The sequence below is a fragment of the Caballeronia sp. 11_S32 genome, from assembly GCF_056930355.1.
The window spans coordinates 2,813,649-2,832,082 of sequence record NZ_JBXOWH010000003.1 but is presented as its reverse complement, the minus strand read 5'-3'; the positions used below and the strand labels follow the sequence as shown (position 1 = coordinate 2,832,082).

General features: G+C 59.0%; 13 protein-coding genes and 3 pseudogenes. 9 read left to right on the top strand and 7 right to left on the bottom strand.

All coding sequences use genetic code 11. The features are described from left to right. Nucleotides 1–4: 4 nt before the first annotated feature. Together AC1Z32_RS24925 and AC1Z32_RS24920 are read right to left on the bottom strand one after the other, a co-directional pair. A complete protein-coding gene (locus AC1Z32_RS24925) occupies nucleotides 5–1,234 on the bottom strand; it encodes a glycosyltransferase (protein WP_483481418.1) in 1,230 nt (409 codons plus the stop codon). After that, on the bottom strand, nucleotides 1,227–3,899 hold the full coding sequence (locus tag AC1Z32_RS24920) for a rhamnosyltransferase WsaF family glycosyltransferase (RefSeq protein WP_483481417.1): 2,673 nt from the start codon (nucleotides 3,897–3,899) through the stop codon (nucleotides 1,227–1,229). The genes AC1Z32_RS24925 and AC1Z32_RS24920 overlap by 8 nt, the downstream gene beginning before the upstream one ends. Here AC1Z32_RS24920 and AC1Z32_RS24915 point away from each other — a divergent pair. The 6 genes from AC1Z32_RS24915 (at nucleotide 3,796) to AC1Z32_RS24890 (ending at nucleotide 9,931) form a co-directional block, all read left to right on the top strand. Continuing rightward, nucleotides 3,796–4,617, top strand: coding sequence for a methyltransferase domain-containing protein (locus AC1Z32_RS24915; RefSeq protein ID WP_483481416.1), 822 nt, complete (start codon nucleotides 3,796–3,798; stop codon nucleotides 4,615–4,617). The two genes, AC1Z32_RS24920 and AC1Z32_RS24915, sit on opposite strands and share 104 nt — an antisense overlap. A gap of 164 nt (nucleotides 4,618–4,781) precedes the next feature. Beyond that, nucleotides 4,782–5,159 carry a hypothetical protein gene (locus AC1Z32_RS24910; protein ID WP_483481415.1) on the top strand — a complete coding sequence of 126 codons (378 nt, stop codon included), beginning with the start codon at nucleotides 4,782–4,784 and terminating at the stop codon, nucleotides 5,157–5,159. 420 nt (nucleotides 5,160–5,579) lie between these two features. Continuing rightward, on the top strand, nucleotides 5,580–6,824 hold the full coding sequence (locus AC1Z32_RS24905; protein WP_483481414.1) for a glycosyltransferase family protein: 1,245 nt from the start codon (nucleotides 5,580–5,582) through the stop codon (nucleotides 6,822–6,824). Next, the gene (locus AC1Z32_RS24900) at nucleotides 6,821–7,849 is read left to right on the top strand and encodes a hypothetical protein (protein ID WP_483481413.1); all 1,029 of its coding nucleotides are present in this window, start codon (nucleotides 6,821–6,823) and stop codon (nucleotides 7,847–7,849) included. Before AC1Z32_RS24905 ends, AC1Z32_RS24900 begins: the two co-directional genes overlap by 4 nt. Nucleotides 7,850–7,918: 69 nt before the next feature. Beyond that, the gene (locus AC1Z32_RS24895; protein ID WP_483481412.1) at nucleotides 7,919–9,301 is read left to right on the top strand and encodes an FkbM family methyltransferase; all 1,383 of its coding nucleotides are present in this window, start codon (nucleotides 7,919–7,921) and stop codon (nucleotides 9,299–9,301) included. A 183-nt stretch (nucleotides 9,302–9,484) separates the two neighbouring features. Then, nucleotides 9,485–9,931: an acyltransferase family protein gene (locus AC1Z32_RS24890; RefSeq protein WP_483481411.1), complete on the top strand. Its 447-nt coding sequence runs from the start codon at nucleotides 9,485–9,487 to the stop codon at nucleotides 9,929–9,931. A 9-nt stretch (nucleotides 9,932–9,940) separates the two neighbouring features. Here the strand turns inward: AC1Z32_RS24890 and AC1Z32_RS24885 are convergent. Continuing rightward, nucleotides 9,941–10,935 (bottom strand): annotated as a pseudogene (locus AC1Z32_RS24885) (IS630 family transposase). Between the two features lie 91 nt (nucleotides 10,936–11,026). Beyond that, on the bottom strand, nucleotides 11,027–12,088 hold the full coding sequence (locus AC1Z32_RS24880) for an IS630 family transposase (RefSeq protein ID WP_483481410.1): 1,062 nt from the start codon (nucleotides 12,086–12,088) through the stop codon (nucleotides 11,027–11,029). A 111-nt stretch (nucleotides 12,089–12,199) separates the two neighbouring features. Here AC1Z32_RS24880 and AC1Z32_RS24875 point away from each other — a divergent pair, with 111 nt between their 5' ends. After that, on the top strand, nucleotides 12,200–12,787 hold the full coding sequence (locus AC1Z32_RS24875) for an acyltransferase family protein (protein WP_483481409.1): 588 nt from the start codon (nucleotides 12,200–12,202) through the stop codon (nucleotides 12,785–12,787). Nucleotides 12,788–12,818: 31 nt separating this feature from the next. Here the strand turns inward: AC1Z32_RS24875 and AC1Z32_RS24870 are convergent, their stop codons facing one another. Beyond that, nucleotides 12,819–14,141: a hypothetical protein gene (locus AC1Z32_RS24870; RefSeq protein WP_483481408.1), complete on the bottom strand. Its 1,323-nt coding sequence runs from the start codon at nucleotides 14,139–14,141 to the stop codon at nucleotides 12,819–12,821. A 362-nt stretch (nucleotides 14,142–14,503) separates the two neighbouring features. Then, complete coding sequence (locus tag AC1Z32_RS24865) at nucleotides 14,504–15,595, bottom strand: acyltransferase family protein (protein WP_483481407.1); 1,092 nt, start codon at nucleotides 15,593–15,595, stop codon at nucleotides 14,504–14,506. A gap of 216 nt (nucleotides 15,596–15,811) precedes the next feature. Between AC1Z32_RS24865 and AC1Z32_RS24860 the strand changes: the two are divergent. After that, nucleotides 15,812–16,114: pseudogene (locus AC1Z32_RS24860) on the top strand (transposase); the annotation flags it as partial. Nucleotides 16,115–16,481: 367 nt separating this feature from the next. On the opposite strand, the pseudogene AC1Z32_RS24855 reads toward AC1Z32_RS24860, so the two are convergent. Then, nucleotides 16,482–17,638 (bottom strand): annotated as a pseudogene (locus AC1Z32_RS24855) (IS5 family transposase); the annotation flags it as partial. Between the two features lie 168 nt (nucleotides 17,639–17,806). On the opposite strand from AC1Z32_RS24855, the gene AC1Z32_RS24850 reads away from it, so the two are divergent. Further along, nucleotides 17,807–18,262, top strand: coding sequence for a hypothetical protein (locus AC1Z32_RS24850; RefSeq protein WP_483481406.1), 456 nt, complete (start codon nucleotides 17,807–17,809; stop codon nucleotides 18,260–18,262). Nucleotides 18,263–18,434: the final 172 nt, after the last annotated feature.

Here is an 18,434-nt window from a genome sequence, read left to right as displayed (position 1 = left end):
TCAATCACGCAAGCGCCACGCGGCCTGCCGGATGCGCAGGTCGCGCATCCGACGCCTGGCCGGACAGCGCGCGATGAATGGCCGGTGTCTGCCGGTCCCATCCGTAAATGTTTCGCGCGTGCTCGTAAGCCGCGATGGCCATGTCCGCGTACCGCTGGCGGTCGTCCAGCAGTTCGATCGCGCGTTCGAGCTTCGCCTGCCATTCCTGCGAGCGGGAGAGCAATCCGGTCACGCCGTCGGTGATCGCGTGTCGGAACGCGTAGGTCGGGCTCGCGATCGTGACCGTGCCGGTAATGGCCGCTTCGAAGAACTTGAGCTCCGACTTGCAGTTCGTGAACAGGTTGTCCAGCAGCGGACCGATATTCAGCTCGGTGCGCGCGATGAGACGTTGCAGATTCATGTAATCCTGCAGCGGATAGCGGTCGATCCGATGCTTGTACGGCTTGAGCGCCTCGCCGGATTCGAGCACGCCCACGATCAGCAGCCTGAGCCGGCTGTCCTCGCGCAGGAGCCGCGCGAGCGCGGGCGTGGCGATTTCGAAGTCCCGCCGATGCGTCGGCGTGCCGCTGAAGTAACCGATATGAAACGGTTGCGATGACTCGAAGCCGCGCTCGCGCTTCTGCTCGAACATGCGCTCGGACACGGCCTGCTGCTCGCGATTGAGGAAGTTCGGCACTGTAAAGATATCGAGCGACGGTGCGAAGGCGCGGATGCGCTCGCCGAGAAATCCGTTCGTCACGATGGCGCCATCGCACATCTTGAGCAACGTTCCCTGACGCGCGATGGACGCGAACCAGCCGTTCAGCGCCGCTTCGTTGTTCGCGTCCTGATCGAGCGAGCTGAGGATAAGGTGAACGTAGTCGGTGTCGAAGACGAGATCGTCGACATCGAAGAGCACGCGCACGCCGCGCCGCTGCGCCCGGTCGATCAGCTCGCCGACGCTGGGCGAATAATGCGTGCGGCATAACACGAGCGTATCGACGCGGTCGACGATGCGCGCCATCTGCGGCATGTCTTCGCGAAAGAACCACGACGCGGAAACGCCGGAATCGGCATCCGCTTCGAGCGCCTGCGCCATGTTGAAGACGCGGTAACGGAAGGTCGTGCTGTCGGGCTTTTCGTAAAAGTAGGCGACGCGCCGCGGACGCTTCATCAGGGCTTCGTAGCGCCGCTCGAAGTTCAGGTCCCACGGATGCGCATAACGCAGCGGATTCTCGAACACCGAATTAAACATGGCGCGAGGCTCCCGTGGCCGACATTTCGAGACTCGCGAACGCGGACGAGAATGCCGCTTCCCAGTTTGTCGAACGCGCGGCGCTTTCGGGCGCGCGCCCGCGTTGCGCGGCTTCGCGAATCGCGGACTTCAGGCTCGCGACGGTCGAGTCGGCGCATAGCAGATTCGGTGCATAGCGTTCGAGCGATGTCTTCACGCCGTATCGATTCGACACGACCTGAACGCCGGCGCCGGCGAGATCGAGCGTCACGTAGCCGGGATGCGCCGATTCCACCAGACACAGCGCGACATCGGCACGCTGGATCACGCGCGCCAGATCGCCGCGAGCGGTAGCCGACGACGCGATGTCGTGAAGATGCGGATAGACAGAGCCGGGCAGCGCCAGCGGCGTCAGGCCCGCGCCGAAGAAATGCACGTCCCATTCCTGCGGATTCAGAATGCCGTCTTCGAGACACGCGCCGATTGCTTCGAGGCCGCGCCAGTAGAGATGACGCGGCTGATGGGGCCGTGCGTGAAAAAGGAAACGGCGCTTGCCGCCCGCATCGGGCGGCGCGTCTTTGACCGGCTCGGCGGGCGCGGCGGCGGGTTCGAACCAGGGCGTGTCGGCCGGAACGACGCCTTTGCTCACGAGGTGCGCGTGCAGCGTCTGCGAATCGACCACGAGGCGCAGTTGCGGCGTGGAAATCGTTTCGGCGCAGCGCAGTTGCTCTTCGCCGGAGGCATAGAGCGCGCACTCGTCTTCCTGAAGGATATGGATGATCCGTCGCGGCTCCAGAACCTGAATCGCGGCGTGCACATTCCACCAGTTCGTCGTGACGAAGACATCGTCCTGCCCCACGGCGACTGCCGCGCCGTCCTTCACCCACGAAAAGACGAAGTCGATGTTGCCGTCCCACGCAATTCCGTGATGCCTGAACAGCATCTCGACGATCCCGGTGTCGATGGCTTCCAGGCGCGAGACGATCCGAAGCCCGGCACTCAGGCGCTTCGCAAGCGTGACGGCGAAGGCGAGTCCGGCGCGCGGGTCGGTGGCGAGCGGGCCGCGGTCGACGCTGTCGATGACGAGCGTCACATGCCGTTCCTGTCCCGCGACATGGAAAATCCTGAGCGGCGCGATGGGTGCGAATCGCTGCGTCAGGAGCGAGTGCAGTTCCGGACCGGCCGGTTCCGGCTTCCAGCCGGTCGCCGGCGCGGGGAAGGCGGGTTCGACCGGTTCGATCGCGGGTTGCGCCGTCTTGCCATCGAGGGCGCGTATCGCGCGGCCTTCGGCACGGCCGAATTTTTCGAAATGAACGAGCGGATTGATGCCGTGCCCGGCGACATCCGGATTCTGCTTCAGATACCACTGCGCGTCGAAGAGCGGACTCGGGTCGTGCTGCTCCACCGTGCCGGCGCTCGCATAGTGATGCGCCGCGCTTTTCCCCGAGCCTGCATCGGGATGTTGCTGCACGTACCACTCGGCGTCGAAGAGCGGCGAGCTTGCGATGATCCGCGCGTTTTCTTCCAGACGCGCACGTCCGCCGAGGCCGAGGGGAAGTTGTTTTGCGATCCGCGCGCCGCGCGCGCGCAAGACCGCGCCGACATTGCGGCGTCCTCCGGGCGCATGAGCGAGCACCGAGCGCAGCGGGCGAGTGGCGCGCCAGATGGTGCTGGATTCGATGCCGCGCAAGGCTTCTTCCGCCTCGGATGCGCGCGTTTGGGCATCGTCGAGGGCGCGTTCCATTTGCGCTTCGAGGTCGGCGCGCGCGTCTTCTACGGAAAGGAGGCGCGCTCGCGCCTTGCGCAAGTCAAGTTCGAGGGTGAGGCGTTGTTGGGTTTCGCGTTCGGCGAGCCTTGTGGCGGCGTTCAATGCGCTTTCGGCTTGTTGCAGGCGCTGATGGATCTCGTCGATCCCGCTGGCTGCGTCCGAATGCTGGCGCTCCGCGTTCGCGCGCCAGCGTTCGCTTTGTTCAGCCTCCCAGCGCTCGCCGAGAACGGCGAAGCGGCTTCTGAGGTTCGCCACGCGGGCGGCGTCGAGTTCGCCAAGACCGCGCACCGAAGGCGGGATAGCGTCGCCCGTCAGAAGCACACCCAATCCGTGACCATGCAGGAACTCGAAAGCAGGGTAGGACTCGCGCAATTCCGACCAGAGACGCCATACCCCGAAGTCGGCTTTCCTTTCATTGGTGTCGTGCAGGAGAACGACGGACCGCGCGCTGAGCTTCGGTAACCACTGCTCGAAGTCGTGCCGGACGGCGTCATACGTATGGCAACCGTCGATGTGCAGCAGATCGATCGACGCATCGGGAAATTGTGTTACGGCTTCGTCGAAGGTCGTACGAAGCAGCGTCGAGAACGTGGCGAAACGGCGCTGATGGTAAGCCTGCAGGTCGTCGAATACCGGTTCGTCGTAGGTGCCCGCATGGGCGTCGCCACGCCATGTGTCGACGGCATAGCAGCGGGTGTCCAACTGCGCTTTTTCGACTGCGGCGCAGAATGCGGAGTACGAGACGCCGCTGTGGGTGCCCAATTCCACGATCGACTTCGGCCGCAGCGCTGCGACGAGCCAATGCGCGAACGGGATGTGCCCGCACCAGGCGCTCAGCGCATCGATACGATCAGCACGCCAGAAAAGCGGGTCCAGGGCGGTGTTACATAGGGCGGCAAGCTCGTCGGTATCTGGCATTGCTACATTCTGTGCGTTGGTTTGGTTCGGCATGCAGTCGAGAAGAGTTTGCATTGGAGAGTCCGGACGCATCAGTATACCGAGCAACGGCCCGTGTCTGGTGGCTCTGCGCGGCGCGCTATATGGCGGCGGCATGTGCAAAGAATTTTTATGGCGTCTGTGTCGACGGATACGATTGAGCGAGCAGCTTCGAGGAGTCGCCGATGGATCGCAGGGATTCGATTCTGAAGTACATCTCCAAATCTCAATGCGGTATCGATCGGGCCGTGGTTTAGCACAATCGCGCCGAAGCAGGACGGTTACCGATGCCTGGTTCTCGATGTATTCGACACGGCCACTTTACGCGAGCGCGCATCCAACGATCCCAATTTCGATCAGTCGCTGCTTGCGAATATCGAGGGGGGATCTGATCGGCTCGTCGACGAGCATAGGAGAACTCGTCGGCGCGCGAGGGCAGAAGAATGCCTTCGATTACATCGTCTCTTCGCACAATTTCGAGCATTTGCCTAATCCCATTCGCTTCTTGCGCGGTTGCGCGGAAGCGCTCAAGCCGGGCGGGATACTTTCGATGGCGATTCCTGATCGCCGTGCGTGCTTCGATTACCTGAGGCCGGTCACGCGGCTATCGGAATGGATTCAGGCGTTCGTCGATGAACGGGAAAGGCCGAACGCCTGCACAGAACTTCGATTTCAGAGAGGTATTTGCTCATATCAATGAGGGCGGAAAAGGAAGCTACGCCTTTTTTCGCGGCACGCCGCCTGAGTGAGTGGAACCGGATCTGGAGCTCGAACAGCTTTTCGCGGACTGGAAGCTGCGCCTGAGCAACGGCGACCAATTATTACGACGCGCATTGTTCGGTTTTCACGCCGGCGTCGTTCGAATTGCTGATTCGCGATGTCGGCTTCCTGAGGCTGGCTCCATTCGATGTGGTCGAAATCGTGGATGCCGGATGTGAATTCCATGCTCACTTGCGATTGTGCGAGCCCGGACAACGTGCGAACGCAACCGATTACAGGGCCGTCAGAAACGGGCTGCTTCGGCGAATTCGGGAAGAGGCGGCGGAGGCGAGCCACACGTTGCAGTCCCTGAAGACGGACTCCGACATCAAGCGTGCGCTCATGACCGAGGATATTCGAGAAGCACACGCAAGGATTCACGAGCTCGAAGCGTCCATCTCCGCCCTGCGTCTGTCGACCAGTTGGCGCGCTACCGCGCCGCTTCGACGTGGGATTTCGATGTTGCGTGCGTTGCGTTCCTGAGAACGTTAGATAAAATGCGGCGCCGGGCGATCCTGACCGGGCGATCGGATCTGTTGCCGGATTGTTGCATTATTGAGTTCATTCGCGATCTTCGTTGCAGGCCGCGTGAGCGCCTTCGCGACAACGAAGGATATTGCCTCTTCGGGGAGGCACGTTCCGAACTGGTAAGATCCGCTTTTCGATGGCTTTGTCACCGAACGTCGAGCGCGAATCAAGTCGTTCTAGCCGTTCTCGTGAGTAATTCTACGTGCCACGTCTTCGTGAATACTGAAAGGAAGGGATGCTTTGAATTACGATTCGCGCAGCGAAATCACAGTCGCCGATGCGGTGAGCCAAGGATGGGCTTACCGAAGTTCCACGAGTCGCGTTATCCCTAATATCCTGGGCGCGATTTCTCCGCGTGTACGGGCGCGCGAGTGGATGCCCGTACGGCAGGACAAGCCGCTCCCCGTCAGTGATTTGCGTAGTCTGGTGACGGATGCGCTTCGGTCGAACCCTTCCGGTCTGGCCATCATTTTCAGCCACGATCACTATCTCACCATCTCGGGCGGCGTTCAGAACGTCGTCGGAGACGAGCAGCGCGCGTTGATGGCCGATGGCTGGGCGTTTCTGCATGTCTGTCCGAATCAGCCGTTGCCATTGCTCGCGCCGCCGGCGAAAGCGGAAGATTTCCTGCTGGTCATGTCGCTGAACGGAAACACCTGCGGCGTGATCCGCATGTCGGATCTGATCGCCGTCGTCGATGAACTGGCCCGGGACGGGACGCGCATTCAGCCGATCGTTCATCATCTGCTCGGATTCGCACCGGAGTTGGTCGGCGCGCTCATCGTGGCCAGCAAGGAAGAGCCGCTGGTCTGGATCCACGATCTCTTCACGCTCTGTCCGAGCGTGCACTTGCTGCGCAACGAGACGCGCTTCTGCAAGGCGCCGCCGAACCGATCCGCAGTGTGCGGCATCTGCCATAGCGGGTTGGAGCGCGGCGAACATGTCGAGCGCATGAAGGCGTTCTTCGACGACGCGAAGCCGGTCGTTGCCGCGCCGTCGCGCACCATCCTCCAGTTCTGGCAGGAAAAGGGCGGATACGCGCATAGCCGTGCGGTCGTGATCGCGCCCAGCCGGATCGAATTCGATGGCGCGCGTGCGGCTCGTACACCCGATCGTCCGCTGCGTATCGCCTTCATCGGCACACCGATTTATCACAAGGGCTGGGATGTCTACGAAGCTTTGTGCCGCTGGCATCACAAGGACGAGCGATACGACTTCTACCATCTGGGCAGCAGGGACATGAAAGTCCCCGGCGTGACCTTCCGGCAGGTGACCGTCACGCCCGACGATCGCACGGCAATGGCGCGAGCAGTGCGTGACAGTGAAATCGATGTTGTCATCAACTGGTCCGCCTGTTTCGAGAGTTTTTCCTTCACGACTCAGGAATCCATTGCGGCGGGCGCGTTCATCGTGGCTCGTCTCGGAGCGGGAAACGTATGGCCGATGGTGTGCGACACGCCGGAAGCGCGGGGCCGGTCGCTTGCCGAGGAGGTCGAACTGCAGGCGGCGTTTGCGAGCGGGGATGTCATCAAATGGGTGGATGAGGCCGCGCGCGGATACGGAAACATTGAGCTGAACGCTTATTCCTCGGAACTCGTGTCGACGGAGCGCCGCGCATGAAAATTCACTGCTATACCAGCATTTCATATAGCTATCTCGACAGAGCGCGGGTGCTGGCGGAAACCGTCCGTCGCTTTCATCCCGACTGGACGCTCTGGCTGCTCATGTCGGACGAGAAGCCGGATGGCTTCGAGTTCGATATCTCCGACGAAGTCTTCGACCATATGGTGACGGTCGCCGAGCTCGGCATCGACAACTGGAAGCAATGGGCCTTCGGACACGATGTCGTGGAACTGTGCACGGCCGTCAAGGGCGCGATGATGGACCGCCTCCTTCAGGACGATGTCGACGGCGTCGTTTATCTCGATCCGGACACGGCGGTGTTTGCGCCTCTCGAGCATGTGCTGGCCACGCTCGAGACACATTCCGTCGTCTTGACACCCCATGTGATCACGCCGGAAGAGACGATCACGGGCGTCATGGACAACGAAATCGGGTCGCTGAAGCATGGCGTCTACAATCTGGGTTTCGTCGCGGTTCGTAACTCGGAAAGCGGGCGGGCGTTCGCAAGATGGTGGCGCGACAGGCTGCTGCGCTTTTGCCATGACGACGTCCCCAACGGTCTTTTCACCGATCAACGCTGGTGCGATCTTGTTCCGGCGCTCTTCGATTCGGTCGGGGTGTTGCGCGACAGCGGTTATAACGTCGCGAGCTGGAATCTGAGTACTCGCCCGATCAGTCTGCTTCCCGATGGCCGCATTCTGGCGGGGAAATCCGAGCTTCGCTTTTTCCACTTCACGAAAGTCAATTCTGTGGGCGAAGCGGTCCTCCGGCATTACTCGTACGGCCGGTCGGAAGTATTCGAATTGCTGCGCTGGTACCGCGAGCGGCTGACCGAGAATGTCGCGACCGGCTTGCCCAAGAGCTATTGGGCGTACGGCGTCTATGACGACGGAACCCCGGTGCCTCGCCCGCATCGCCTCGCATGGCGGGGTCGCGGAGATTTGCATGCCGCTTTCGCCGATCCCTTTTCGACGGCAAACGGCGGTTACAAGAAATGGTGCCTGGATCAAGGCATCAACTGATTGAACAAGGCTTGACACTTCGCGAGCGCTGAAACTCGCCGAGAGAGACGAATTCTGGAGAATTGGCTGATGCCGAAGATTGTGACGCGATATGGCGAACTCGAAACGCTCGATCCTAAGCAGGACCTTATCTGCAAGATCCTCGCGAAATATGGTGAATGGGCGCAATACGAAGTTCGGTTCGTAGCGAGTGCGCTGCCCGATAATGCACGCATTGCAGATGTCGGCGCGTTCCTCGGTACATTCTCACTCGGCGTTGCTCAGTTGACCAAAGTGGCGTTCGCCTGCCTGGTCGACGCTAATCCGGCTGTCGTGCCGTTGCTGCGTCATAACATCGAGAAAAACCTTGCGGCTGAACATGTTGTGGTCGAAGGCGTCGTCGGTGCTTCCGGAAGCGCGCCGGCGGGATTCGTCGATCCGGCGAACGCCGGTTCCTTCTCGTTGGTCGCCAATCGTGAGAATCGGGTGTCCGCGCCTGCCGCGCAACGAGCGGTGAGCTTGAGCGAACTCGCGGACCAGTACGGTCCATTCGATCTGATCAAGCTCGATGCCGAGGGAATGGAGCGCGAGATCATTGAATCGTCGCTCGACTATGCCGCGTCGTCCAACGCGTCGCTTTGGATCGAGTGCAACGAGACGCCGGAGTCCTTGAATTTGGCGGAACTGCTTTTGCAGCAGGGCTATCGCCTTTCCTATGTAGCGTTTCCTGCTCTATCGCCGACCAACTTCAACCGATGCGAGGAAATCGACTTTCCGTTTGCCTATGAAGCGGGGCTTTGGGCCACACGGGGCGCGTCGCCCGTCCTTGATGCATCGCTCGTCGAGGCCGGCTGTGTGCTAAAGGTGATCGATTCGAAAGAAGCTCTGCGTCACGCGATGTGGACGACGCCCCGCTGGGCGCCTAAAGACTGGGAAGGTCACGACAAGGAAGAAATCGTTGCGATGGCGGCGCATGCGTTGCTGGGTGAAAGCATCGGTGACTATCCGTGGGACGCTTCCTATCAGCAGTCCGGGCGAAGGTGGATGCCGGCGGTGCTTCAGGAGCGCATTCATGAATTGAATGTTGCGTTGGATCAGGCGACGCAACAGGTGCGTGCGAGCGAGATCGTTCTGTTCAATGAACGTGAACGGGCGACGCAACAGGTGCGTGCGAGCGAGATCGTTCTGTTCAATGAACGTGAACGGGCGACGCATGCCATCCGTACGCTCGAGGACGAACTGAGAACGCTTTCCGAGCAGGCTCAGCAACTCATCGAACAAATCCGACAGACATCCGAGGAACGCCAGCGGAGCGAACAGCAAGCCCATGCTGTGACCGCGAGCCTGCTGGCCATCCAGCAATCTACGTCTTGGCGACTCACCCGTCCGATACGAGTCGTTTCCCGGGTCTTGCGGGGAGACTGGTCGGAACTCCGGCGCCTTTGGGGCGTTCATCGATCAGGTGAACGCTGATAGTCATGACGACACTGGGTTCTCGCGTACAGCGTGTATGCGCGACTTTGAAAAAGCGGCTCGATAGAGACTAAACGATGAGCGCTCTGGTTTACGACGCTGACAAGACGCGCCAAGTAGAGGCTACGGCGCGCGTGTCGGAAAGCGAGTCGAGAGACGCGCGCTTTTCGTTTCCGATGATCGATGCCCTGCGCGGAATCGCGGCGCTTCTGGTGGTCGTCTATCACGTCATCAAGCTTTTTCCGTGGCCCCGGATATCCGGGGCATGGACCCGCCCACTGGCTTCGCTACGGCTGGATGGGCGTGGATCTTTTCTTTGTGATCTCGGGATTCGTCATCAGCTTGTCGGCATTCAAGCTGCTCGATGCCGGATCGGCCGGAAGATTTCGCCGCATTTTCGTCAGGCATCGACTGGCCAGAATCGCTCCGCTTTACTACCTGACGGCGCTGCTGTTCGTCATTTCCATGGAGCCGCAGCTTTTCTTCGAAGCCGATTCATGGAAGAATTGGCTATCGCATCTCTTTTTCATTCACTTCTTTCCGAGCCTGTCGGGCTCGATAAACGGCGCCAATTGGTCGGTCGCGACCGAGATGCAGTTCTACGTGCTGATACTATTGACCTTTCCATAATTCTTGACGTCACCACAGGGTTGCCTGAATCCAGCACGCGGCAATGATTGAAGGTCGGTGCTGCGCGCTTTTCAGCTTGTTGCGGGCGACGGTCTGCAACTCGTCGAGGTTGTCGGGGCAGAAATTGGCAATCGCGTGACGTTTGAGCCATGCCCACAGATACTCGACGGGATTGAGTTCTGGGCAGTACGGCGGCAGAAAGGTGATTTGAATATGGCCCTCGAGAGAGTCCAGGTATTGCTGGACAATTGCCGCGTGGTGGGGCCTGGCACCGTCCCAGATGATCAACAGTGGCTGCCTCAGATGCGCTTTGAGCGCCTTGAGAAACTCGATCACCTGCTCCTTCTTTACGCTGCCTTCGTACAACCGAAACAGATAGTTCGTGCGACTGAGGCCCGCAATCGCGGACACATGCTTCCAGTTGAAATGAAACTGGATAACCGGCGTTTGCCCCTTCGGTGCCCAAGTACGCACCCGGGTGGGGCGTTCGCTGATGCCGGTCTCGTCGATAAAGACGATCAGTCGGCCTTCGCGCTTGGCTTTTTTTTAAGCGCGAGCCAGGTGTGCTGCTTCCAGTGGCGCACAGCTTCTTCGTTACGCTCGATTGCGCGCCGCTCAGGCTTCTGTGCGCTGAAACCGAGCGTCCCAAGAATGCGCCAGATTTGCGTTTGTCCGAACTCGACGCCATACATGCGCTTGATGAGCATACCGACGCGCTTGAGCGTCCATAGCTCCGTGCCAAAGCCGTGTTCGGTGGGGTTGTGTAGCAATGCCTGCCGCAACTGCGCCAATTGCTACGCATCGAGCCGAGCCGGACGACCTCGTCCCGGTACCGCGCGCAACGCATCGATTCCGCCTTCATCGAGCAATCGCTTCCATGTGTACACCGTCTGTCGGGCTACCCCTACGGCAAGTGCTACCTCTGCCGGACCTTTGCCCGCCGTAAGCATGCGGGCGGCCCGCAAGCGCTTCTTGGTTGCCTCGTCCATCGGCTTCTTTGCCATGGCATGCATCTCCAATCAATCCCTCAGAGATACAACGCACCAGCATCGAATCGGTTGTCATCTTTTATGGAAATCTCAATAGTCGACCGCGTCATTGATTTGGCACCGGGTGGATCCGGCGCGAAGGATCGTCATACTTCCACTTGATCGGCTTCGGATTTCTGTTGTGTTCGCGGATGTAGCGCATGAGTTTGCCATCCAGATCTTTTACTGAAGTGAAGATGCCACGGGCGATCACATCACGCTGGATGCGCGAGAACCAGTTTTCCACTTGGTTGAGCCACGACGAGTAGATCGGCGTGAAGTGCAGACGTACGTTGCGATGCGCGTTGAGGAAGGTGGCCACCCGCTCCGTCTTATGGCTGCTCACGTTGTCACAGATGACATGGATTTCTCTGCGTTTGGGCTGGCTGGCCACGACGTCGGTCAGGAAGGCCACAAACTGTTCGCTGGTGTGGCGCGCCGCCGTTTTGCCAAGCACCTCGCCCGTCGCAGTATTGAACGCCGCGAACAAGCTGAGTGTGCCGTTGCGCTTGTACTCGAAGCCGTGACTCTCGGCGCGCCCTGGCGACAGCGGCAGCATCCGGTCCTTGCGGTCGAGTGCCTGGATCGCAGTCTTCTCGTCGACGCAGAACACCGCCGCATGTGCCGGCGGGTTCAAATACAGCCCGATTACGTCGGCTGCCTTGGCCTCGAAGTCCGGGTCGTTGGATACCATGTGCCGATCCATCCGCTGCGGCTTGACCCCGTGCTTGCGCCAGATGCGCTGCACGGTCGAGACCGACACGTCGCCAAGTTCTGCCGCGAGCTTATAGCTGCTCCAGTGTGTCGAGCCGTCGGCGGGTTTGTGCTTGAGAGTGCGGTTGAGCACCCGCGCCTCAAGTCTGGCTGGCGGCTGCTTGGGAGCGCGCCCGGGATGCCGGGCATACATGCCAGACAGTCGCTCGCTAAGAAAGCGCCCCGACCAGCGCGCAATGAAGCGCGAGTCGCAACCCAGTGTGCGCATGATGCTGTCGCGCGCTTGGCCGTCCTCGAGCATCAAGATCAACTTCGCGCGTCGTGCGTCCGCCGCACGCACCGTTCGGCTGCGCGCCGCCGACAGCAGTTGCTCGCGTTCGGTCTCGGTCAGATTCATTTTGCCCATGACCTGCATCTGAACACACGTGGGGTGCCAATTCAATGATGCAGTGCACTAGTCATTGCGCCGTGGCTTGTGCGCGCGCGTTCTGGTAATCATCGGCGTGTCGTTGGCGATCAGCTGGGCATGGCGCTGGTTTGTGTTTCGGAGCATCGACGCAAGCCAGCCGAATGGAGCTTCCTTCTGTTCTGTTACGGAACGCAGCTGCCGGGCATGCTCGACGAATTCGGCTTTGGCATTGCGGCGGCACGCTTTCTGCGGGGGCCTCATGGCGCGGATCTGCTCGAGCGAAAAAAGACTCGAATCACCGGCGCATTCTATCTGATCGGAGCCGTTACGTTGGCGGGAACGGCTCTGGCGTGGGCCTTGAACCCGAGCTACGCCAATACGCTCCCCGCATTCATGTTCTTCAGGTCGGCGCTGGGTCTGAGTTGCACAATGTTGATACTCTTCGCCTGCATTCACTCGGGCGCTGTCGCGATGCGATTCAGTGCGCCGCTCAGATATATGGGGACGATCTCCTACGGCATCTATCTGTGGCACCTGCTCGTGATCAATCCCTTGATGCGCTTTTCGTGGCTGACGGGAAGCCGCGCCATGCCCGTGGTTCTCGGCGTCACGATCTTGCTGGCGATGATTTCATGGCACTTCTTCGAATCGCCCATTCTCGACAAATTCGTGCGCAAGAACAGGATCCGAGCGTCTGCGGGCTGATCGCCGCCGACACTCGGGAACGCCGATTTATTCAGCTCGTCTTTCCGACCGATTGAGGCGCAACCTCCGTGCATGCATCGGTATTGGAATAGGCGAATACCTGCGCGGTGCTTCGGCTCAAGCTCGTCAGTTCGAGACGCAAATCTGCGCTTGCACCGTGGGGCAGTAACAGGAAGTGACAGTCGATGCCAATGCCCGCCCAGGATACTTCTATCCGATCGTCGAAATCGCGACGGGAAAAATCCACCGCCTCGTTTGCGAACAGCGAAAAGCCGCGCGTTCCTGACGGATCGCTGATGACCATCGTCCCAGCGCCGAAGCTCTTGCATGGATGGATGTGAAAGCGTGCCGCGTGCTGCACGCTTCCAAGCGCAAAAGATGTCCGGCCCGGATTCGAGCCCGGTAAGTCCGCCAGGTGAGACAGATGGAGCGTTTCCCGGCTCGCCCTTCCCAATTGAGCGTTGGCCAGCATGAGCGCTCGGCACAGCGCCTTTCTGTCGGTGAGTTGCGCCATTTGTCCGATGAGCGGCGCTATTTCGGTTCCTTCGAATGCACCGCGCTTTTCCATGTCGGAAAAATAGGATTCCGATGCGATCAGGGAGCTGGCACGGTGAATCGCCATCTCGAACAGATAATCGCTATCCAGAAGCGATCTTTCGAAGCCGCGATAGTCGCGCGTCAGCATAAAGATCGTATGCGTGAGTTGAAATCCATGGAAATGCACGACATCGACATCGGCATTGAAACCGAAGAAGGGGCGCCAGTTGACCGCCGCCGGTAGTTCCACGATGGAGTTCTCGAAATACGTATTGAACATCTTTTCGTCGACGGAGGAAGGCAACCAGTTTCCCAACGTAGTTTCAATGAAGCGGAATAGATCCTCGCTTCTTTTCAGATAATTTTCGGTGTTGAATACAATGACACCCGAGTTGAAATGCGGCTTGCCATTCGTGCGACTTGTCACGCATGCACCGACGATTTCAATCGATGCCAAATCCATATTGGGATCTCTGAAGAAGTAGGTGTCACAGTCGGCGTACATGACGTATTCGTCATTACACTCCAACTGCGCAATATCGTACCGCATCAAAGCACCTTCCATATGCAACGGAAACGCCCGCGTCGTGCGACCTTGCTCGATTTGCGTAGCCCAGTGCGATCGACATGCTTTAACGGTTGCCCCCGCGCTGCGCAGGCGTTGCATCGCGTTCGTGTTCTGGCCGCAATACAAAACTAGTGGACTAAGTGACGTGTTCGATAAGACGCTTTTGATTGAAATCAACAGCCATTGTCCGACTTCACGAGTCATGCCGACGTCGTCAATGCAAAAAAACACTGTTTTCAAGGTTTTCACGTTCCATTCCCATACCCGAATATCGGTCGCGAGATTGTTCTGAAAGGACGATGCCGATGGTATTAGTCTATTCCTGACGCCAGTTCGAAAACTTCTATCCTAAACGATCTGTCTTGTGTGGTCCAATCCAACGGCAGCGTTGCTATTACGTCCGACTGGACCCTTGTCAAGTTCGCTTGACGATGGATTCCTGGCGAAATATCGAGTTCGACCTTGCCGAGGTTTGCACTCTGATCGTTCATTGTCGCGATTGGTGCGGCGTCGCAAGGGGCCAATAAACGAGCGTATGAACGCGTGACTCGCGAAGCTAGGTCCGAACCAGACGTTGGCGGCGGGGGTATGAACAGGAAGTTCACGATCGATCAGCCGCAACGAGCTGCGGTGCCGAGTCGACGCAAGCGCTGAGAAATCAGATGGGAGGGTAGTTCGACAACGCGATAAAAGGCATAGCTAACAGTCAAGGCCATCGAGACCCGAATGAGCCATGTAAAACTCAAGCCCTCACTGATTCCTAAGACGGTCATTAACTGAAATGCAGTCTTGTGGCAAAGATACAAACTGAACGACCAGCGCCCCAATACGGACAGGGTTGCCCATATGCGACCGAATGAGGGCCGCCTCAACTCCGCCGCAATCCAGATCGTCGCTACGAACTGGAATATCGGCAATGTGACGTCGGGCGGGACATTGGGCACTCCATGCAATTTGCCCGCGCTGGAAGCGATGAAAAGCATGACCGTCGAACTCGCTATCAGTAAAAAAAACCGCGCGAGAATCAATCTGACCTCGAAGAACTTCGCGGCCGCGGCTAAAGCCCCAGCCATACACTGCGTAAGCGAGGATTGGTCGTCACGCGGCTTCGAGGCCGCCGCTCCGCCAAGCTGCATTTCAGCGATCATGCAACCCATGAGCCAACCGGCCGAATAGAGCAGCGTAGTACCCGGAAGACGATAGGTTGGATAGACGCAATTTCGGCATTCAATAAAACCACCAAGATGGGCCGTGGCGACCATTGCAAGAGAAGCGAAGGATCCGATGCAAATGATTTCACCTAGAAGGTGGAAACGCCTACGAAGAATCGGATAGAGCGCGTAGTAAGCTAATTCGCAGTAAAGCGACCAAAGGACCGTGTCAACGTATGCTCGACCTGCCGGTAATGGCTCGACGATGAGTAACAGAACGAGAAGTGGCAGACCAACTCGCACGAACCGTGAGGCGTAGTAGTTGACTGGTCTGAGGGCGGCCTCTTTGTGATAAGCATGATGAATGCAATATCCGGAAATCACAAAAAACACAATGACCGCGGCCGGTCCCGCGAAAAGAAGCCAGAAGACAGCCTCAACCCATGCTCCCAGTTGAGCCCAGCGCGACGGGAACAGATCCACGATTGGCGGCTGCATGTGATAGATCAGCACGCTGAACGCCGACAAGAACCTTATCCCGTCGATTTTCAACGATCTGGACGAACTCGGTCCTTGGTGTGCGGGGCGGTTCAAAGTGAGTTGCCGGTGTCTGAGTAGCCGGAGTCGGATGAAGGAGCGATTTTAGCTCATCGGAGGTAGGACCTCGCCGCATCGCGGGAAGCTCGATTAGGGCAACGCTGATCAAGTCCACCAACTGTGCGCCTCAAGCGTTCTAGAACGAGTAGGTAACGACATAGCCCAAACACGATGAAGCAGCAGACGCTCGAGATGGCCGTAGATCAAGGTCGGGGATTCGAGGCCTGACGCAAAAGCAGGCGTCGCGGCGATTTTCTCGACACGACAATACAATTATGCCGTGGATCGAACTCTGCGCGGTAGTCGAGCCGTATTACCCGAAACGCGGCAACCGCCGCCCGCCCCTTGCACTGAATCGCGTGCTGCGAATTCGCTTCAACACTGGTTTAATCTCGTCGACTTCGCCTGCGAAGTGGCTCCGTATCACAGTACCAGCCGGCTTCGTTTCGGGGCATTGATCTGGGGGTGAAGCCGTGCCGGATCCGGAGGCCTACTTCCGCATCTCTCGGGCACCGTTTTTAATGGTCCGTGTGCGGGTCGCATTGCGCGCAGCGCGGTTGGAACGCCGCGAAGCTGTCGTTTGGCGAATGCGTCGATTCGGAAGTGCGGTTCGGGGACGTTCCGTCGAAGACTGCAGGATCAATTCAAAGTACGCCTGGTCGCTGCCCCACCTGTAGCCAAGCTGAAAGGCGCTGACCAAGAGACACATCGAAATCGCGAGCTTTCCGTCTATCTTTACGGTTGGAAGGACTTAGTATCCTACTTAGTCGGAGCTGCAAAATTCGATTTCCTTCGCAGGCGTTTCCGGGCGGTCGATCCGGTGCCGTTGTACGTTCCAAGCTCAGGCAGTTGTGCGGGGCGTGAGCAACGGTTGCCGAGAAACGTCAGGCGGGCAGCGCAGCCACGCGAGTACAAACAATACGGGTCCAAGCCCCAGACGGACAATGGCACGCAACAACCAGCGTAGGTTATAACCCGCCGCGCACAACACGGCGTGCAATGCGTCCCCAGTTTGCCCTTTTAGCCAACAGCGCTGCATGCCATGGTCTTGCTTCACGTGTCCGATGACCGGTTCTACCGCCTGGCGGCGTTTTAGCCACTTTCGCTGAGTATTGCTTAGCGTCTTGTGTTTACCTCGATGAATCAACTGCACCGGCGCGATATCGGCATCAACACCACGAAATCCGAGGTCGGCCAGCACGGTCTTCGGCTTTGACACGCCCGGCAGATCCTGAAGCAAGATGGTTGTTTGTTCAAGTTGTCCGGCCAGGGTATGCCCGTCATAAGGGTTGCCTGCAAACGAGCGTGCACCGACGATAAGGCCTTGCTTCTCCGTGATCGCGAGACTAACCTTTACGCCAAACTCATAGGGCTGGCGAACCTTTCGAGATGCACTCCACTTCTGGCGCGTGGAGCGCGTAAAGCTTGTGCTGATCCTTCGCACGCTGGCGGCAGATACGCCAGGCGCGCTCAAGCCAAATCCGCAAGGATGCCTGCTGCTCAGTAGAGGCGCCCGACAAGTTTCTCTCGATGTCACGCAGCAATCGTCCGAGTATTGTGCGCTGACGCTTGAGCACCCGGCGCAGTCGCTTGAACTGTTTCGCATGTGCATAGCCACCGGCGCGGCGACGCAACTGCTTTCCCTCTCGCTCGTATGTTTGTTTCAGTGCCAATCCAGCGCGTTGCGCGAGCCTCGCGAGTTTGCCTCGTGCAACCTCCAGCAAACGGCTGTCAGTCGGATAGGCAATCGCTTTCTGTTGGACCGTCGTATCGACAATCACGCGCTCGAACTCAGCGGGCCTCGCCGCTTTCATTTGCACAGCTGCGGCAATTGTCGTCGCGAGCAACTCCTCGACACCGGCTTCGCCCAGCGCCTGCCCGAAAGCGCACGAGGTTGGTCGGATCGCATGGCATGCGCGGCTGAAAATACTCCTCGCCGCAGAAGAACTGGAAGTACACGTCTTGTGCCCAGCGCTCACAAACCGAATCGTCGCGAAGAATTGCGAGAGGATGTGACAAGGCAAAAATGAGCTTTGCCATCTACTACTCGCCGCATAACGCGCGGCCGACGGCGACACGTGTCGCACTTCCATATTGAAACTGGGAGTTTCGCAACCCTTTATTTGCATCGATCCGCACGAGCCGCCTAGCTTCGCGCCATTCTGCATGACCGAGTACCTTGAACGTTTTTTTCGATCGGTGCGGCACAACCTGGCGATTGTCTACGTATGTTTGGCCTTACCGACGAGACTTTTTCTCGCCACGACCACTCGACATCTGCAAACGCCCGATGCGATTTTTCACGTCTATCGGGCGTTTCAAGTTTCGAACGGACGATTCCTGGCTCAGCGCGTCGCGGGCTCGTCGGGCGGAGAGGTGGGTGTCGCGCTGATCGACCTCGCCAACATGATGTTCCCCATGGCGACACGGCCTGACGTGAAATACGACGCGCCGTTGCGCGCGAAGGCAGTCGGACTGCAGTGGACCGACCACCTGGCGGACGCAGAATTTCCGGGCTCGGCCATCTATCCGGCATATGCATACACCCCTCAGGCCATCGTGATGTGGGTAGGGCGCGCATTCGGTTTGTCGGTAGTGCCAATCTACAAGCTTGCTTGTTAGACTTGCTGGTTTAGCGTGGCGATCACTGCTTGGGCGATCTCTATCGGCCGACGCGTCTCGCTTGCGATCTTCGCAGTCGGATTGCTTCCGTGCGCGCTGATGTTGTTTGGTTCCGTCAGCGATGAAGTGCTGCTAATTCCGGCGTGCTTCCTGCTGGTTGCCTATGTCGACC

What these genes read in the sequence shown, in the direction of transcription:
- AC1Z32_RS24875 (WP_483481409.1), top strand. Translation starts at nt 12,200, where the DNA reads ATGGCGCTGGTTTGTGTTTCGGAGCATCGACGCAAGCCAGCCGAATGG.
- AC1Z32_RS24890 (WP_483481411.1), top strand. Translation starts at nt 9,485, where the DNA reads ATGCCCTGCGCGGAATCGCGGCGCTTCTGGTGGTCGTCTATCACGTCA.
- AC1Z32_RS24905 (WP_483481414.1), top strand. Translation starts at nt 5,580, where the DNA reads ATGCCCGTACGGCAGGACAAGCCGCTCCCCGTCAGTGATTTGCGTAGT.
- AC1Z32_RS24895 (WP_483481412.1), top strand. Translation starts at nt 7,919, where the DNA reads ATGCCGAAGATTGTGACGCGATATGGCGAACTCGAAACGCTCGATCCT.
- AC1Z32_RS24900 (WP_483481413.1), top strand. Translation starts at nt 6,821, where the DNA reads ATGAAAATTCACTGCTATACCAGCATTTCATATAGCTATCTCGACAGA.
- AC1Z32_RS24850 (WP_483481406.1), top strand. Translation starts at nt 17,807, where the DNA reads ATGACCGAGTACCTTGAACGTTTTTTTCGATCGGTGCGGCACAACCTG.
- AC1Z32_RS24880 (WP_483481410.1), bottom strand. Translation starts at nt 12,088, where the DNA reads ATGCAGGTCATGGGCAAAATGAATCTGACCGAGACCGAACGCGAGCAA.
- AC1Z32_RS24925 (WP_483481418.1), bottom strand. Translation starts at nt 1,234, where the DNA reads ATGTTTAATTCGGTGTTCGAGAATCCGCTGCGTTATGCGCATCCGTGG.
- AC1Z32_RS24920 (WP_483481417.1), bottom strand. Translation starts at nt 3,899, where the DNA reads ATGCCAGATACCGACGAGCTTGCCGCCCTATGTAACACCGCCCTGGAC.
- AC1Z32_RS24915 (WP_483481416.1), top strand. Translation starts at nt 3,796, where the DNA reads ATGTGCCCGCACCAGGCGCTCAGCGCATCGATACGATCAGCACGCCAG.